At 30.5% G+C, this 17,732-nt stretch carries 17 protein-coding genes; 10 read left to right on the forward strand and 7 right to left on the reverse strand.

From position 1 onward, the window contains the following. Positions 1-7: 7 nt before the first annotated feature. A complete protein-coding gene (locus ACMHJW_RS09420; protein WP_413533161.1) occupies positions 8-370 on the reverse strand; it encodes a hypothetical protein in 363 nt (120 codons plus the stop codon). A gap of 84 nt (positions 371-454) precedes the next feature. Between ACMHJW_RS09420 and ACMHJW_RS09425 the strand changes: the two genes are divergently transcribed. The 3 genes from ACMHJW_RS09425 to ACMHJW_RS09435 are packed head-to-tail and all read left to right on the forward strand — an operon-like array spanning position 455 to position 3,103. After that, complete coding sequence (locus ACMHJW_RS09425) at positions 455-1,459, forward strand: FecCD family ABC transporter permease (protein WP_413533162.1); 1,005 nt, start codon at positions 455-457, stop codon at positions 1,457-1,459. Beyond that, positions 1,456-2,442: an ABC transporter ATP-binding protein gene (locus ACMHJW_RS09430; protein WP_413533163.1), complete on the forward strand. Its 987-nt coding sequence runs from the start codon at positions 1,456-1,458 to the stop codon at positions 2,440-2,442. The genes ACMHJW_RS09425 and ACMHJW_RS09430 overlap by 4 nt, the downstream gene beginning before the upstream one ends. Next, positions 2,414-3,103, forward strand: a complete 690-nt coding sequence (locus ACMHJW_RS09435) for an SDR family NAD(P)-dependent oxidoreductase (RefSeq protein WP_413533164.1) — start codon at positions 2,414-2,416, stop codon at positions 3,101-3,103. Before ACMHJW_RS09430 ends, ACMHJW_RS09435 begins: the two co-directional genes overlap by 29 nt. Positions 3,104-3,212: 109 nt before the next feature. Here the strand turns inward: ACMHJW_RS09435 and ACMHJW_RS09440 are convergent, their stop codons facing one another. The 4 genes from ACMHJW_RS09440 to aroB are packed head-to-tail and all read right to left on the reverse strand — an operon-like array spanning position 3,213 to position 6,567. Beyond that, positions 3,213-4,553 (reverse strand): MATE family efflux transporter, encoded by a 1,341-nt coding sequence (locus ACMHJW_RS09440; RefSeq protein WP_413533165.1) that lies wholly within the window; start codon positions 4,551-4,553, stop codon positions 3,213-3,215. Between the two features lie 9 nt (positions 4,554-4,562). After that, on the reverse strand, positions 4,563-4,949 hold the full coding sequence (locus ACMHJW_RS09445) for a hypothetical protein (RefSeq protein ID WP_413533166.1): 387 nt from the start codon (positions 4,947-4,949) through the stop codon (positions 4,563-4,565). Between the two features lie 47 nt (positions 4,950-4,996). Continuing rightward, entirely contained in the window at positions 4,997-5,527 is a 531-nt protein-coding gene (msrB, locus tag ACMHJW_RS09450; RefSeq protein WP_413533167.1) for a peptide-methionine (R)-S-oxide reductase MsrB, read from the reverse strand. Further along, positions 5,515-6,567, reverse strand: a complete 1,053-nt coding sequence (aroB, locus tag ACMHJW_RS09455; RefSeq protein WP_413533168.1) for a 3-dehydroquinate synthase — start codon at positions 6,565-6,567, stop codon at positions 5,515-5,517. Before aroB ends, msrB begins: the two co-directional genes overlap by 13 nt. 161 nt (positions 6,568-6,728) lie before the next feature. Here aroB and ACMHJW_RS09460 point away from each other — a divergent pair, with 161 nt between their 5' ends. From ACMHJW_RS09460 to ACMHJW_RS09490, 7 genes are all read left to right on the forward strand, one after another. Further along, positions 6,729-7,880: a GlmU family protein gene (locus ACMHJW_RS09460; RefSeq protein ID WP_413533169.1), complete on the forward strand. Its 1,152-nt coding sequence runs from the start codon at positions 6,729-6,731 to the stop codon at positions 7,878-7,880. Positions 7,881-8,012: 132 nt separating this feature from the next. Further along, the gene (locus ACMHJW_RS09465) at positions 8,013-9,050 is read left to right on the forward strand and encodes a PLP-dependent cysteine synthase family protein (RefSeq protein ID WP_413533170.1); all 1,038 of its coding nucleotides are present in this window, start codon (positions 8,013-8,015) and stop codon (positions 9,048-9,050) included. A gap of 92 nt (positions 9,051-9,142) precedes the next feature. After that, positions 9,143-10,402, forward strand: a complete 1,260-nt coding sequence (locus tag ACMHJW_RS09470) for an aminotransferase class I/II-fold pyridoxal phosphate-dependent enzyme (protein WP_413533171.1) — start codon at positions 9,143-9,145, stop codon at positions 10,400-10,402. Positions 10,403-10,560: 158 nt separating this feature from the next. After that, positions 10,561-11,631 carry a 3-phosphoserine/phosphohydroxythreonine transaminase gene (gene serC / locus ACMHJW_RS09475; RefSeq protein WP_413533172.1) on the forward strand — a complete coding sequence of 357 codons (1,071 nt, stop codon included), beginning with the start codon at positions 10,561-10,563 and terminating at the stop codon, positions 11,629-11,631. Between the two features lie 84 nt (positions 11,632-11,715). Next, complete coding sequence (locus tag ACMHJW_RS09480; RefSeq protein WP_413533173.1) at positions 11,716-12,666, forward strand: D-2-hydroxyacid dehydrogenase; 951 nt, start codon at positions 11,716-11,718, stop codon at positions 12,664-12,666. A 34-nt stretch (positions 12,667-12,700) separates the two neighbouring features. After that, a complete protein-coding gene (locus ACMHJW_RS09485) occupies positions 12,701-13,948 on the forward strand; it encodes a DUF1015 domain-containing protein (RefSeq protein WP_413533174.1) in 1,248 nt (415 codons plus the stop codon). A gap of 5 nt (positions 13,949-13,953) precedes the next feature. Continuing rightward, positions 13,954-14,613 (forward strand): YggS family pyridoxal phosphate-dependent enzyme, encoded by a 660-nt coding sequence (locus tag ACMHJW_RS09490; protein ID WP_413533175.1) that lies wholly within the window; start codon positions 13,954-13,956, stop codon positions 14,611-14,613. Between the two features lie 71 nt (positions 14,614-14,684). Here the strand turns inward: ACMHJW_RS09490 and ACMHJW_RS09495 are convergent, their stop codons facing one another. Both ACMHJW_RS09495 and ACMHJW_RS09500 read right to left on the reverse strand, forming a co-directional pair. Beyond that, positions 14,685-17,066: a TonB-dependent receptor domain-containing protein gene (locus ACMHJW_RS09495; protein WP_413533176.1), complete on the reverse strand. Its 2,382-nt coding sequence runs from the start codon at positions 17,064-17,066 to the stop codon at positions 14,685-14,687. A gap of 144 nt (positions 17,067-17,210) precedes the next feature. Next, positions 17,211-17,582 (reverse strand): hypothetical protein, encoded by a 372-nt coding sequence (locus tag ACMHJW_RS09500; RefSeq protein ID WP_413533177.1) that lies wholly within the window; start codon positions 17,580-17,582, stop codon positions 17,211-17,213. Between the last annotated feature and the right edge of the window lie 150 nt (positions 17,583-17,732).

A 17,732-nucleotide genomic window follows, 5' to 3' on the forward strand; every position in this document is an offset into this window, starting at 1 on the left:
AAAAAAATTAAACAATCAACGAATATTTTAATCGCTTATATAAAAGATAAAAAGGAATTTTTGGTGGTTGAATTTCATTTGAATTTATTTCTTCTTCATTTAATGAAGAATGCGCTAATCCAATGAAAAGAATAGAAGATTCTGGTAAATCAAAATTCGGAATATCAAGATTTTTTATCGATTTTTTAATCGTTTCTACCTTAATAATCGAACAGGAATTAGAATTATTTTGATTGATTTTAACCTGAGAATTTTTTGATTGATGAACATTTTCTATTTCTAAAATTTTATGAATAGAAGCCTTGATGCTACAAGGTGTAAGTAGCATAAAAATAGAAGAAATAATTAAAATGAAACTTCTAAAATTCATAGAACGAAACTAATCATTAATTTTAATAAAAACCAATTCACAATTAAACTTTAAGAAATTATTAGAATTTCTATCTTTGTCTTAATGAAAGAAAAACCATTATTTTTTGTTTTAATAATTCTAACATTTTTACTTTTTATTTTGAGTTTAAGTGTTGGAAAAGTTTCGATTTCTTTCACCGAAATTTTTAATGTTTTTTCTGGTCAATCAGACGAAATGTTACACAATTTGGTTCTCAATTTTCGTTTGCCAAAATCATTAACCGCTTTGTTAGTTGGGATTTCATTGCCAATTTCAGGTTTTTTGATGCAAGAATTATTTAAAAATCCGTTAGCAGAACCTTCTGTTTTAGGAATTACTTCTATGGCAAGTTTAGGTGTTGCAATTGTAATTTTTCTTTTCTCGATGATTGGTTTAGATGAATTTCTAAATAATCCTTGGATTACAATTATTGCTTCATTTTTAGGAGCAATTGTCGCATTATTTTTGGTTATTTCGTTATCATTTCGAGTCAAATCATCTGCATCTTTGGTTATTATAGGATTTATGATTGCGGGTTTAGCAGGAGCTTTAATTGGAATGATGCAATATTTTGCTCCATCCGATAAAATAAAAGCATATTTAGTTTGGGGATTTGGTTCATTAAGTGGTTTATCTTGGCAACAATTAAGCGTTTTTGGTTTATTTGTTTTGTGTGGAATTATCATTTCATTGTTTACTTTAAGAGGAATTACAGCCTTATTATTAGGTGAAAAATATGCACAATCATTAGGAATTAATCTCAAAAAATTACGTTTTACGATTTTAATTTCAACTGCTTTATTAACAGCATCAGCAACAGCATTTGCAGGACCAATTAGCTTTATAGGATTGGCTGTTCCACATATTTGTAGAACTTTATTACGAACAGGAAATATGAAAATTTTGTACCGATGGATTTTTGTTTCAGGTATATTTTTTATGTTATTATTTTCGATTTTGACAGAAGTTTTTCCATTCGGAACTTTACCAATTAATATCATTACAGCACTATTTGGAGCACCGATTGTCATTAGTATTTTGTTGAACAATAAAAATGAAGTTCGATGAACAATTTAGTTTTGAAATTGGAAAATGTTTCGGTAGGATATGGTAAGAAAGAAATTGTTACCGCTATAAATGCAACTATAAATTCGAATGAATTGGTTGCTGTTTTAGGAAAAAATGGAGCTGGAAAATCGACGTTAATAAATTCTATTTTAGGTTTTCAAAAAATATTGAAAGGCGAAATTTATTTAGAAAATCATTCAATCAAAAAATTATCTGCTCAAGAAATAGCGCAACAAATTGCAGTTGTTTTACCGCGTTTGTCAATTGTTCCAAAAATTAAAGTTTCGGAATTGGTTGCAATGGGACGTTTGCCTTATCATAAGGTTTTGAAAAATATTTCTGAAGAAGAACAAAATTTAATAAATGAGGTTTTAGAATTGGTCGGAATTAAGAATTTAGCCGATCAATTTGCAAATGAAATCAGCGAAGGTCAATTACAATTGGTGATGATTGCACGAGCGTTGTGTCAAGATGCGAAATTGGTGATTTTAGACGAACCAACATCAAATTTAGATTTAGCAAATCAATATCGTATTTTTAATTTATTGAATGATTTGAAATTGAAAACGAATAAATCATTTCTAATGATTACGCATGAAGTTGATTTTGTATTAGAAAAAGCAGATAAAATTTGGTGGATTGAAAATGGAAATCTTTTCGAAAATATTCCTGAACAAATGGCTTTTGAGCAACAAATTATTCAAAAATTATCCAATAATAATTTGATATATGATCAAGCAAATAATCGTTTTTCTACGCAAAAAAGTTTTGCAAAAACAATTGGAGTAAAAGGAGATTCGGAGTTGGCTTTTTGGGTGAAAAATGCATTAATTCGAAATGGAATTTCTGTTGAAAATAATGTGGAAAATTATATTGAAATAACAGAAAATAACATCATCTTTGAAGGAGTAAAGTTTGAATCGATACAAGACATTGTAAATTTTATACAACACTATGAAAAATATAATTGTAACAGGAGCTAGCAGAGGAATTGGCTTTGAATTGGCAAAACAACATTTGGAATTGGGAAATAGAGTGTTGACCGTTTCTCGAAATATAGATAAATTAAAGGAATTAGAGGTTTACGCAAAAGAGAATCAATATCAATTTATTGGTCTTGATTTGGCTAATTTTGATGAAATTTCAGAAGTTTTGAATGCTGTAAAATCTTGGGATAAAGTAGATATTTTATATAACAACGCAGGAATTTGTATCAACAAACCATTCTTGGAAATAGAACAAGAAGATATGCTAACATCTTGGCAAATAAATTTTATGGCACCATATCGATTGATTCAAGTTTTGATGCCTAAATTTGATACTTCTTCTCATGTTGTTAATATTTCGACAATGGGCGCTGTACAAGGTTCGGTAAAATTTCCTGGATTATCTGTTTATTCGTCATCAAAATCTGCAACAGTTAATTTAACAGAATTATTAGCAGAAGAATTAAAAGATCATGGTCCAAGAATAAATGCTGTGGCTTTGGGAGCTGTGCAAACAGAAATGTTAGAAGAAGCTTTTCCTGGATATATTGCGCCTTTGCAACCAGAGGAAATGGCTGAATATTTAGTTGATTTTGGATTGAATGGTTGGAAATATTTCAACGGAAAAATTCAACAAGCATCTATTTCTACACCTTAAAAAAGAATAGAATTTTAGATAAAATATAAAAGTCGCATTTATGCGACTTTTTTATTGGTTGAAAGATTATTTTTCTTTCTATTTTAATATTCAAAATAAACTAAAGTAATTACATTTCGATTTGATTAAAAACTCGTTTTCTGAAAATATACATTAATGGAAAACTACGTAAAAACATCCAAACTCCGAATGCAATCCAAATTCCATAAATTTTTAAACCAAAATAATCAGTAAGAAAAATAGTTGGAAGAAAACCAAGAAATGTTGCTACAATTAGGTTGTTTCGTATCAATTTTGCATCGCCCATTCCTTTGAAAAATCCATCAAAAATATAAGCCAATGTATTGATTGGTTGCATGAATAAAACCATCCAAAAAACAGAATTGAAAATAGTTAAAACATTAGGATCTTGATTGAAAATTTCTCCAATTTGAGTATAAAAAATCAAGCAAATAACAATTAAAATACAAGCAATTAAAACCGAATATTTGGAAATATCTTTACTCAAAATCCAAAGTTTAGGATAATTGCGTTCTCCTTGTAATCGTCCTGCCATAGCATTTCCTGCTCCTGCATAACCATCAATAAAAAATGAAAAGAACAACCAAATATTCATCAAAATACTTTGTGCCGCGATATAATCTTTTCCATAATCTGTCGCATAAGAATTAGCTATAAAAAATGCAACATTTAGCGAAGCTGTTCGTAAAATAAAATCAAAACTAAGGCTGACATATTTCTTGAAAAGAGGATGAATTTCTTTTCCAATATCTAATCCAAATAGAGTTTTGGTAAAATAATAATAAAACGCCATAATCACCATGATCAATTGAGAAATCAAACTTGCGTATGCAGCACCTTTTATGTGATAAGCCGGAATTATTCCATCAATTCCAAAAATTAAAATATAATCAAGCAATACATTAACAAAAGCTGCTACTATACTACATTTCATAGCCCAAATAGTATTTTGTATTCCTCTGAATGCACCAAAAAGCGTTAATGAAATAAGTGTTAGAGGAAAACCAAAAGCTCTGATTCTGTAATAATCAACAGAAAATTGGAGAACTAAGCCTTTTGCATTATATAATTCGAATAGATTTTGTGCAAAAAAATACGTTGGAAATAAAATGAGTAAACTCAAAAATATATTGAAATACAACGCTTGTGGAACTAAACTTTTTATACTATCCAATTTATTTGCACCAAAACTTTGTGAAACCAAAGAGGAAATAGAAGTTCTTGTTTGCGCAACAACCCAAATAATACCAGTAAGAAAAGAACCAACTAAACCCGTTGAAGCAAGAGCTTCTACAGAATATTCTTTTACATTACCAACCATTGCAATATCGGTTAACGTAATAAGAGAATCGGCAATTCCCGAAAAAATGGCTGGAATTGCTAATTGATTAATTTGTTTGAATGAAATTCTATCTGAAATTGAATTCATTTTGAACAATTATTTTTTTACGCGTTTGTAGGGCGGTTTGTTTTTGATGATTTGACTCAACATAAATAATGTAATTCCAACTAATGAAAAATAGCCTAAAAGCGGTAAACCAGGAATTTGATAATCGTTGTATTTAAACATAAAAATGCAAGCTAAATAGCCAGCAAAAATTAAATAATAAATAACTTTTTTGAATGAACCATAAACAAATTTTCCGCGAATGTATTCGATTATATTCAATAAAATCAAAAAGAAATAAAATCCGAAAAAGATATAACGAAGTGGATTAATTGGGCGATCTGTTGTTCTCATATTCACCATTAAATTGTAATTATAAATACCGTTATATATTAATAATAACAAAATAAGAACGATAATGATACGAAGTATTTTCATAAATTTTTGGCATTAAAAAAAGCTGTTAAGACAGCTTTTTGAATTTTTTATTTAGCAGGTTTAAAATCTAATGATAACGAATTGACACAATAACGTAAACCTGTATCTGTAGGACCATCATCAAAAACGTGTCCCAAGTGGCTTCCGCAATTTCCGCATAGAATTTCTATTCTTTTCATTCCATGAGAAGTGTCAACACGTTCTACAATTTTACCTTCTTTTATTTCTTTGTCAAAACTTGGCCAACCACAATGTCCGTCAAATTTAGATTCAGAAGAAAACAATTCTTCACCACAAGCATTACAAGTGTAAATTCCGTTTTCGAAATGCATGTTAAATTTTCCAGTAAAAGGACGCTCTGTACCAGCTTCTCTTAAAACATAATATTCTTCAGAAGAAAGTTCTTTTTTCCATTCTTCATCAGATTTATTGATTTTGAATTGAGGTTTTTCATTCATAGCAAAATTATTTGAAGGTTGTTCGATGTTAGCTTCTTTTTTCTTTTGTTGAGATGTGCAAGCGACTGTTAGAGTTATTGTTAATCCAACGAAAAAAAAGTGTTTTTTTAGGCAATCCATTTATTATATTTTTCAAAAGCTTGTCTGATTTCATCTTCAGTACAAACTACATCATAACGACAATTTCCAATCTTATTGATCAAGCTAAAGTTGATGGCATTATTTTGATTTTTTTTGTCGTGTTTCATCCATTCAATTAAGTTTGGAAAAATTTTCATATCAATTGTATTTAGTGCATACATTGTTGAAAAACCTTCGCAAACTTCTTCCAAATCAGCTTTAGAAATTAATTCTTGATCGTAACTAAGAAACGTTTCAATAATCATTCCGATTACAATAGCTTCGCCATGTAAAAGAGGAAAATCAGTTTCTAATGATTCACTTTCTATTGCGTGACCAATTGTATGACCGAAATTTAAGATCTTGCGTTCACCTTTTTCGTAAGGATCATTTTCTACGACATTTTCTTTGATATGAATAGAATCCATGATAAAAGGAGCCAAAGCTTCAGGATCGTGTGTTGGTAGTTGAACTAAATTGTCCCAATGATCACGATTTTTAATTAAACCATGTTTCAACATTTCAGCCAAACCAGATTTTACTTGACGTTGTTCTAATGTCAACAAAAATTTAGGATCAATTAATACCATTTCTGGTTGCGTAAATGTTCCTACCATGTTTTTCATTCCTTCCAAATCAATTCCATTTTTTCCTCCTGCAGAAGCATCTACCTGAGACAATAAGGTAGTTGGAATGTTAATAAATTTGATGCCACGTTTGAATGTAGAAGCCATAAAACCTCCCATATCTGTCAAAACTCCTCCACCAACATTGATGACTAATGAATGGCGATCTGCTCCCAATTCGTTTAGTGCTAACCAAAGATTATTTACAGTTTCAATGTTTTTATTTTCTTCTCCAGCATCAATTTCAAGGATTTCGTAAGCAAAAATATTGTCCAAATCGGCTAATAATAGAGGTAAACAATGCACGTGCGTGTTTTCATCTACCAAAAAGAAGATAGAAGAAAAAGTATTATTTGCAAGGTAATCGTCTAATATATATGCGATTGAACCAAAATGAATCGGAGCTGATTTCAAAATGAAAAATGTTTTTAAAATGTGCCTAAAATTACGACGACCTTTTTACATCAACCAAATATTTTGAATGATTTATTTTAGTAAGCCAGAAGCTATAATCTATACTGATATTATCGACTTATAAAATAATTATTTTTAAATTTGCACAAATTCATAGATCGATGAACATAGTTCTTTTTGATGGCGAAGAATGGGAAAATTTTTTGCCCCTAACATATACAAGACCTGTATCTGCCCTTAGAATGGGAATATTAAGTTTTGCAGAACGTTGGGAAAAAATACTAAATACAGAGGTTTCAACCAAAACCAAACCTTATTTGCAAGAAAATTTTCCTGCTAAACTTCAAACAGAAAACACATTTATCAACCCTGCTTTTTTTCCAAATGAAAAATTAATTGAAGCGATAAAGAATTTAAAACCAAACCAAACCCTACTTTTTGACAATCGACTTGTAGCAGTTAAATCAACTGAAGATACTCCAAAAATTACATCAGAAGTTATCCAATTTGAAGATGAATTGATTCATTTACAACATTCTTGGGATTTGTTTACTTACAATTTTCAAGCAATTGAATTTGATTTTGATTTGGTAACAAAAGGAAGAACTTCTCAACCAATCTCAACAACAAATCAAGTTTTAGTACCTGAAAAGATATTTATTGAAGAAGGTGCAAAAGTTGAATTTTCTATTTTGAATGCATCAGAAGGACCTATTTATATTGGTAAAGATGCCGAAATTATGGAAGGTTCTATGATTCGTGGAGGATTAGCTTTGTGCGAACATGGAAAAATAAATATGGGAGCAAAAATCTATTCTGGTTGTACGATAGGACCATATTGTAAAGTAGGAGGGGAGTTGAATAATGCAATTTTAATGGCTTATTCAAATAAAGGTCACGATGGGTTTTTAGGAAATGCTGTAATTGGAGAATGGTGTAATATAGGCGCTGGAACAAATAATTCTAACCTAAAAAATAATTACGACATTGTAAAAATTTGGAGCTATAAAGAACAACGATTTGTGAAAACAGGTTTACAGTTTTGTGGCGTAATTATGGGAGATCATGCGAAAGCAGCTATAAATACCCAAATAAATACTGGTACGGTTATTGGTGTTTGCGCCAATATTTTTCAATCAGGTTTTCCACCAAATATTGTAAAACATTTCAGTTGGGGAGGAAATTCGGATGCGCCTGTTTATAATTTTGAACGTGCATGCGAAGCTGCAGAACGTATGATGAAAAGAAGAAAAATTGCTTTTACACCTAGTGATAAAAGAATTTTAGAACATATTTTTAATTTAAATAACTAACTAATTTAATAAAGAGAACTATTAAGAATTAAAGGGAAAAATTGCTATATGATTAATTTTACGTGTTAATCTTTTAACAATTAATTAAAAAATCCTTAATTTTGCTTTTTGTTAGAAAAGAATATTTGTGAAATGACTGGTAAATATAAAAACGTTTTAGAGTTAATTGGAAATACTCCATTAGTTCAATTAAACAGAATTAACCAAGACATTCCAGGCGAAGTTTATGCAAAGTTAGAATGTTACAATCCTGGACATTCAACAAAAGACAGAATAGCTTTACATATTATAGAAGAGGCTGAAAATAAAGGTCTATTAAAACCTGGTGCTACTATTGTAGAAACGACTTCAGGTAATACTGGATTTGCTGTAGCTATGGTTGCTATCGTAAAAGGATATAAATGTATCTTAGCGGTATCGGATAAAACAAAAGCAGAAAAAATTTCATTCTTAAAAGCAATGGGAGCAAAAGTGTTTTTGTGCCCTGCGAATGTCCCTGCTGATGATCCTAGATCTTATTATGAAGTAGCAAAACGTATTGCTGCAGAAACGCCAAATTCTCTTTATATTAATCAATATTTTAATCAAGGGAATACAGAAGCTCACTATTTAACAACAGGTCCTGAAATCTGGAATCAAACCGAAGGTAAAATAACACACCTAATTGGTTGTACAGGAACAGGAGGAACTTTGACAGGTAGTGCACGTTATATAAAAGAACAAAATCCAAATGTAAAAATTATAGGAGTAGATGCATATGGTTCGATCTTAAAAGGTTATCATGAAACTGGAAAAGTAGATCCAAATGAAATTTATCCTTATAGAATAGAAGGTATGGGTAAAAATCTAGTACCTGGAGCATTAGATTTTAGCATGGTCGATAAATTTGTAAAAGTTACAGACGAAGAAGCTGCTTATCGTACAAGAGAAATTGCTTTGAAAGAAGGAATTATGGCAGGTTACACTTCAGGTGCTGCAACACAAGCTTACAAACAATTGGCAGAAGCTGGAGAATTTGACGAAAATTCTTTAGTAATTATTTTATACCCAGATCACGGTTCTCGCTACATAACAAAAGTCTTTAGTGATGATTGGATGGCAGAAGAAGGCTTCACAAATAGTAGACTCAACGGTTTAGAAGCCCGTGCAACTGTAGAGCGAATAAAATAATATGTATATTTGTAAAAAATTCATAATAAAGTAGGTAGTGTTAATTCACTTTCTACTTTTTTCAATAATAATAAAAACTAAACTAGAATAAAATGGATATTTTTGAGCGTTTAAAACAAAACCCTGGACCATTAGGACAATTTGCTGATTACGGTGAAGGTTATTATGTTTTTCCTCAGTTAAAAGGAGAAATTGGACCAGTAATGGAATTCCAAGGTAAAAAAGTAATTACTTGGTCAATCAATAACTACTTAGGTTTAGCTAATCACCCAGAAGTTCGTAAAGCAGACGCTGATGCTGCCGCAGAATATGGAATGGCTTATCCAATGGGAGCTCGTGCAATGTCTGGTCAAACAGATTATCACGCTCAATTAGAGCAAGAATTAGCTGATTTTGTTCAAAAAGAATCTGCTTATTTAATGAACTTTGGATACCAAGGAATGTTATCTACAATTGATGCATTAGTATCTAAAAATGACGTAATCGTTTATGATGCTGAATGTCATGCTTGTATTGTTGATGGTGTTCGTTTACACTTTGGTAAACGTTTTATTTATCAACACAACAATATCGAAAGTTTCGAAAAAACAATCGCTCGTGCACGCAAATTAGCCGACAAACAAGGGGGTGGAATTTTAGTAATCACAGAAGGTGTTTTTGGAATGACTGGTAAACAAGGTATTTTGAAAGAAATCGCAGCTTTAAAAGACGAATATAAATTCCGTTTATTAGTAGATGATGCACATGGTTTCGGTACTTTAGGTAAAACAGGGGCTGGAGCTGGAGAAGAGCAAGGTTGTCAAGATAAAATTGATATTTACTTCTCTACTTTTGCAAAATCTATGGCAGGTTTTGGAGCTTTTATCGCAGGTAACAAAGATATCATCCGTATTTTAAAATATAACTTACGTTCTCAAATCTTCGCAAAATCATTGACAATGCCAATGGTTATTGGAGGATTAAAACGTCTTGAATTATTACGCTCTCAACCAGAACTTAAAGATAAGTTATGGCACAATGTAGAGAAAATTCAAAAAGGATTACAAGAAAGAGGATTTGATATTGGTGGATCTAACACTTGTGTTACACCAATTGTATTAAATGGTTCTCCTATCGAAGCAACTGTATTAGCAAAAGAAATGCGCGAAGAATATGGTATTTTCGTTTCTGTAGTCGTATATCCTGTTATTCCAAAAGGAATGATTATTTTCCGTATTATTCCAACAGCTGCCCACGAAGATGAGCATATCGAATATACTTTAAACTCATTCGCTGAGATTAAAGATAAATTAGCAGACGGATATTACAAACGTAAAGCAGAAGAATTGAATGTAGATTTCGTTCAATACTAAATAATATTCAAAATCAAATGAAAGAACCCTAAACTAATTCAGTTTAGGGTTTTTTGTTTGTTTTCTGTTCAAAAGTAAAAGCTATTATAGTTTATTTAGACAATTGATTTAGTATATTTGTTATAATTTATACACTCAAACACACAACAATTTTAATTATGAAAATTCACAATTTTAGTGCAGGACCATGCATTTTACCACAAGTAGTTTTCGAAAAAATGGCACAAGCTTGCTTAGATTTCAATAATTCAGGAACATCAATCCTAGAAATTTCTCACCGTAGAAAAGATGCCGTAGAAGTCATTGATACAGCAAGAGCGTTGGTAAAAGAATTGATGAATATTCCTGAAACACACGACGTTGTTTTTATGCAAGGGGGAGCTTCATTGCAATTTCCAACAGTAGCTTACAATTTATTGAAAGAAGGAGGAAAAGCTGCATATACACAAACAGGAAAATGGGCAGAAAATGCGATTAAAGAAGCTAAACGCTTCGGAGAAATAGAAGTGATAGCTTCTTCTAAAGATCAAAATTATAATTATATTCCAAAAGGATATACAATTCCTTCAGATGTAGATTATTTTCACTGCACATCAAACAATACAATCTTTGGTACACAAATAAAAGAGTTTCCAGATTCTCCTGTACCAATGGTTTGTGATATGTCTTCAGATATTTTATCTCGTAAAATTGATGTTTCTAAATTTGGAGTTATCTACGCCGGAGCTCAGAAAAATATGGGACCAGCAGGTTCTGCTGTTGCAATTGTTCAAAAAGATTTATTAGGTAAAACAGGACGTAATATTCCTGATTATTTGAATTACGAAACACATATCAAAAAAGAATCATCATTCAACACTTGGCCAGTAATTGCGATTTATGGCGTTATGTTGAATTTACAATGGTTAAAAGAACAAGGTGGAGTAGAAGCTATTTCAAAAATAAATACAGCGAAAGCTGATGCAATGTATGCAGAAATCGACCGAAACGGATTATTTACAGGAACTGCTGTAAAAGAAGACCGTTCTCAAATGAATGCAACATTTGTCTTAAATAACGAAAACTTTAAAGCTGATTTTGACGTAATGTTAAAAGAAGCTGGTGTTGTTTCTTTAGCAGGACATCGTGATGTTGGTGGATATCGCGCTTCTATGTACAACGCTTTACCATTAGAATCAGTTCAAGTTTTGGTAGAAGTAATGAAACAGTTCGAACAAAAATTCGGTTAATTATCAAACATTAGATGTTAGATATTGTATAAATATAGTTTATCTAACATCTAAAATTTCACATCTTAATTTTATAATAATAACATGAAAATATTAGCAAACGACGGAATTTCTAAAGCAGGACAAGATGCTTTGGAGGCAAAAGGTTTCGAAGTAATAACAGCTCACGTAGCACAAGAACAATTAGAAAATTATATCAACGAAAACGGAATCGAAGTACTTTTAGTTCGTTCTGCAACCAAAGTTCGTCAACCATTAATTGATGCAACAAACCTTAAAATTATTGGTCGTGGTGGTGTTGGTATGGATAATATTGATGTGGCTTACGCAAGAGAAAAAGGGATTCAAGTGATTAATACACCAGCATCTTCTTCTCAATCTGTTGCAGAATTTGTAATGGCTCATTTGTTTTCTATTGTTCGTAATTTGCACCAAGCCAATCGTACAATGCCTTTAGAAGGTGATTCTAACTTCAATGGATTGAAAAAAGCATATGCAAAAGCAATCGAATTGAGAGGGAAAACAATGGGTGTAATTGGTTTTGGAAGAATTGGAGTAGAAGTAATTCGTGAAGCAATTGGTTTAGGAATGAATATATTAGTATATGATAAATTCCCAGCTACACGCGACATTGAATTAGAATTTTTTGATGGTCAAAAATTAAACTTTACCATTACTTCTGTTGATTTTGATGAAGTGATTACAAAAGCAGATTTCATTTCATTGCATGTTCCAGCGCAAGATGGATATATTTTGGGTGAAAAAGAATTTGCTAAAATGAAAGATGGCGTAATTGTAATTAATACTGCTCGCGGTGGTGTGATTGATGAAAAAGCATTGGTTGATGCAATTGAAGAAGGAAAAGTTGCAGGTGCAGCTTTAGACGTTTTCGAGAATGAACCAACTCCAGAAATGGGATTATTGATGAACGAATCATTATCGTTATCTCCACATATTGCAGGTTCTACAAATGAAGCACAAGACAGAATTGGAACTGAATTAGCTTCGCAAATCGTTGAGATTTACGGAAAATAATTTTGAGTTTCGTTCTATCTAAAAATTATTCATAATGCCTCAATTTAAACCATTCAAAGGAATTCGCCCTACAGATGAAACTTCTCAAGATTTTGTGACACTTGCTGTTAATCAATATTCTAAAGAAGAAGTTGACTATTATATCAATACAAGAGAAAACTCTTTTTTACATATAATTTTACCAACTTGGGATGAATCTATTGAAACTCCAAAAGAAAAATTCAGAAAAGTCAGAAAGAATTTAGAAGAGTTTATTGAAAAGAAGATCTTAGTTCAAGATAAATCTTCATATTATATTTATCAAGTGATACAACCAAATGGCCGCGAAACAAAAGGACTTTTAGGACTTGTGAATATCGAAGATTATCGAAACAATAAGATTAAAAAACACGAAGAAACATTGGAGCGTCGCGTTGAATTGTTTGCAGAATATCTGAAAGGATCTCATTTTCATGCCGAACCTGTTTTATTAACTTATAAGCCTTCGCAAAAAGTAGATTTGTTAATCAATACAGAAATGAAAAGAAAACCAATTCTGAAAATTGAAGAATCTAATGGAATTCAACATTTGCTGTGGAGAGTTGATAATCGATTAAATTTAAAACAATTAAAAGATTCTATTGAAAAGCTAGATGATTTGTACATCGCAGATGGACATCATCGTATGGAAAGTTCGGAACGTTATACAAAACATACAAGAGAAATTTCTGAAGATGAAGTATATGGAAACGAATCGTTTAATTTTACGTTGGCACTTTTGGTTTCAAATGAAGATTTGATTATCAATGATTATAATCGATTAATCAAGGACTTAAATGGATTATCATCAGAAGAGTTTATTCAACGTTTAGAAGAATATTTCGAAATTATTCCGAAGCAAGAAGAATTAACAATTCCGACAAAGAAACATCATTTGGTCATGTATCTAGATCAACAATTTTATAGTCTTTATTTAAGAAATCATATTTTGCTTGAAGAAGGTTTAAACGAATTGGATACTTATATTTTTGAAGAAACTGTTCTGAAACCAATTCTTAATATTCAGGATACAAAAAAAGATAAACGAGTTCACTATGAATGCGGAACGCGTGATAAGGTTGGAATAGAAGCTTTGAAAAATAAAGTAGATCACCACGATTATATTGCTGCATTTGCTTTTTATCCTGTTGATGTTAAAGATTTACAATTAATAGCTGATTTAGGACTTAAAATGCCGCCTAAAAGCACATATATCGAACCAAAACCTTTGAGCGGTTTTGCAGTATTTGATTTGAAAGAATAAATAAAATGAGTATTCAAGAAAATTTAAAAAGAATAGAAAAAACAATTCCTGAACATGTAACACTTGTTGCGGTTTCTAAAACAAAACCTGTTGAAGATTTGCAAGAAGCATACGAAGCTGGAATTCGTGATTTTGGTGAAAATAAAATTCAAGAAATGTGCGATAAATACGAAGTTCTTCCAAAAGATATTCGTTGGCATATGATTGGACATGTACAAACCAATAAAGTGAAATATATGGCAGATTTTGTTCATCTAATTCATGGCGTTGATAGTTTGAAATTGTTGAAAGAAATCAATAAACAAGCTGAAAAAAATAATCGTGTAATTGATGTTTTGTTACAACAGTTTATAGCAGATGAAGAAACAAAATTTGGCTTGGATAAAGAAGAAATTCAACAAATAATGCAAGAAGAAATTCAGCATTTACCAAATGTTCGTGTTGTAGGCTTGATGGGAATGGCGACATTTACAGAAGATGAAAATCAAATTCGTGAAGAGTTTCGTTTATTAAAATCAAATTTCGATGCTTTGCAATCGATTTATGACAACATTTCAATTTTATCAATGGGAATGTCGGGCGATTACAAAATTGCAATAGAAGAGGGAAGTACAATGGTTCGCATTGGAAGTTCAATCTTTGGACATCGCAATTATTCGATCTAAAAAGAATAACTCATAAAATAATAAAACCCTTGAATATAAAAATTCAAGGGTTTTTTATTCAGGAATAAATTCTAACCTTTTCCACCTCCTTGTTCTTGGTTAGATTTTGAAGTTTCTATATTAAATTGTTTTCCAAAATTATAAGTGATTCCAACACGAAACATTCTATAAGCAGAATACTCATTTATATTTTTTACATCATTGGAAATGGTTGAATAATATGGATTTTTATTTGCAAATAGATTACTGATATTTAATGATAATTGTAATTTTTTATCAAAAATCATAGCACGAAATCCTATGTTATGGCGCATAAAATCTCCTGTTGTTTGTAAGTTATCGTAACTTTTCGCGTAATAATTGAAAGAATAATTAGCGAATAATGTTTTCTTTTTATTCAAATCTAAATTATTCGTTATTCTAAATTCTCCATTCAAACCATCAACATCTTTCATTTCAGGAATCGAACTTTTCGTTTTACTATAAAAAACATCAGCCGAAGCGTTCAATTTCCACCATTTTTTTGGTTTTATGTTTAAGTTTTCACTTAATCCGAAACTATACGATTTTCCAATATTAAATGGTTTTTCTGTGTTTATTTTGGTTTCAGGATCATAAATATTTACTTGTTCAAAAATATCATTCGAATTCTTGTAATAAATACTTGTAACAGTCAAATCTTTGTATGCATATTCCAGTTCAAAATTATTTGAATTAGAAGGTGTTAAATCAGGATTACCAACAGAAATATTATAATCATTTCCTTTTATTTCAAAAGGATTCAAATACCAAATAAAAGGACGTTCTACTCGGCGGCTATAATTAAAAGTAAATGAATGATTTTCGGCTGCTTGATACATCAAATAAGCTGTTGGATACAATCCTTCAAACGTTTTTGAATATTCAAAATCTTCTTTTTTGATTAATCCTTCTACTTTTGCATGCTCATAACGCAAACCAGCTTTTGCTGTCCATTTTTCTGCGAATTGTTTTTCTATCGAATAATATAATGCAAAGATGTTTTCGTTGTATTGAAATCCATCGTTGTATTTATCATCTTTTTTGTTCGTTTTAGCATAACGATTATTTTCTGCATCATCTTTTGCCCAACGTAAACGAGTACCATAATTCATTTTCCACGAATTGACAGGATGTTCCATATCCAAACTAACATTGTAGCGATTAGATTTTTGGTCTGTATAAGTAATATTATCTTGGTATTTATCTGTTATTTCTTCCCAAACGCTGTTGTATTCTCTGCTTATCGTTTTTGATGTTTCAGAGAAAGGATTATTAGAATAATCGAAATCGAATGTTAATTTTTTTCCATCGGTGTCAAATTTTTTGATGATGTGATAATTAAGACCAACATAGCTCCAGTCCCAATCAGATCCATTTCGGTCAGATGTAATGTAACGAGAAGGTTGATTTTCATTTATTTTGTAAATGCCCGTTGTTTCAAAATTATCATACGTTCCATCACCTTTAGATAAATTAAGATTAAAACCAGTGATAAGTTTATTATTTATCTGATAATCGACACCAACTTTTCCTCCGATGTAAGTGTTCTCATTTTTATTAAATCCATCGCTGATCCAAGTTTCATCTGTATAATAAATTCTTCCTTTCGATTTGTTGTACCAACTTCCAGATCCATTGTAAATGTTTGCAGTTACAGTCCATTTATCTTTTCTGAAATTGATATTTCCATTCAAATTGTATCCTGGATATTTTTGTTGATTATAAGTTGAAGATAAAGAACCGTTCAAACTTTCTGCTTTAGCACTTTTCAGAACAATATTAATTATTCCACTATTACCAGTGGCATCATATTTAGCAGAAGGATTTGTAATAATTTCTATCTTTTCGATATCTTCGGCACGAATTGTTTTTAAATAATTAGCCAATTGATCGCTACTCATTTGCATTAATCTATCGTCAATCATTACTGTAACAGATCCTTTTCCAATGATAGATATAGCATCAGTATTTTCATCAACCTTAATGCGAGGAGCTAATTTTAGCGCATCCAAAGCATTTCCTCCTTTAGCACCTTCAGCTTGATCAACATTAAAAATAAGACGATCAACTTTTTTTTCAATCATTTTCTTTTGTCCAGTTACAACAGTTTCATTCAACGTAATTTCTGTTTCTTTTAAAGGAACAATGATAAGTCCAATCTCTTGATTGTCTTGAATAATAATTTGTTGTGAATGTAAAAGTTGTCCAGATTCTTCAACTTTTAGTACATAAGTTCCGTTTTCTAAAGTGGTCGTAAAAAGTCCATTTTCATTCGTCGATAGTTCGTCTATAATTTTATCATCTTGAAAAATGATAACATCGGCTAAAGCAATTGGAGTTTGATTAGAATATTGTATAGTACCTTTTACTTCTTGTTGCGCATACATATTAATTGCTGTAAGGCAAATAATTGGAAGAAAGTATTTTTTCATATTTTAGGTTATTTACAAGTAAGACGTACGATTTATTAAAAAGTTACATCCTTAAATGTGAAATAATTCTTAAAAGTGAAAAAAAAATTTGAAAATCAGTTTGTTTTGAGTAATTCGTCTAAGTTTTCATTCTCGAAAATAAATTTAATAATTAAAAAGTACAGTATCGTTTTTAATTGTTATTTCAACTTTATCCTGCAAAGGAATTCCATTTGTATAATAGCCAGTTTTTATAATTTCAGATTGGTTGTTCATGCTGAATTTAAGTTGGTATTCACCATCAATTTTCTCAATATTTTGCATATTCAGAAAATCCTTTTTTGTTTCACCAACATTTAATTTTTCTAAATGAATTGATGAATTTTGAGTTGAAAAATCTAGTTTCTCAATTGTAAAATCTGACTTATTATGAATAGAAATTTTCATTCCTTTTTCTGATTGACACGAATGAAAAAGAAGCACAGAAAATAGAGCAGTTTTTCCCAAACTCAAAAATCCTTTTTTGTATAAATTCATAAACATTAATTTTTTAAAGTACTTTGATTTACAAAGTAAATAAATAAAAATAAGATTAAAAAATAATTGATAATTTGTTAGTTGATGATTTAAATTAAAAATAACTTTAATATGATATTTTTCTGTGAAACCTACTTTTTAAGATGATCA

The sequence above is a fragment of the Empedobacter brevis genome, from assembly GCF_965118635.1.
Taxonomy (GTDB): Bacteria; Bacteroidota; Bacteroidia; order Flavobacteriales; family Weeksellaceae; genus Empedobacter; species Empedobacter brevis_A.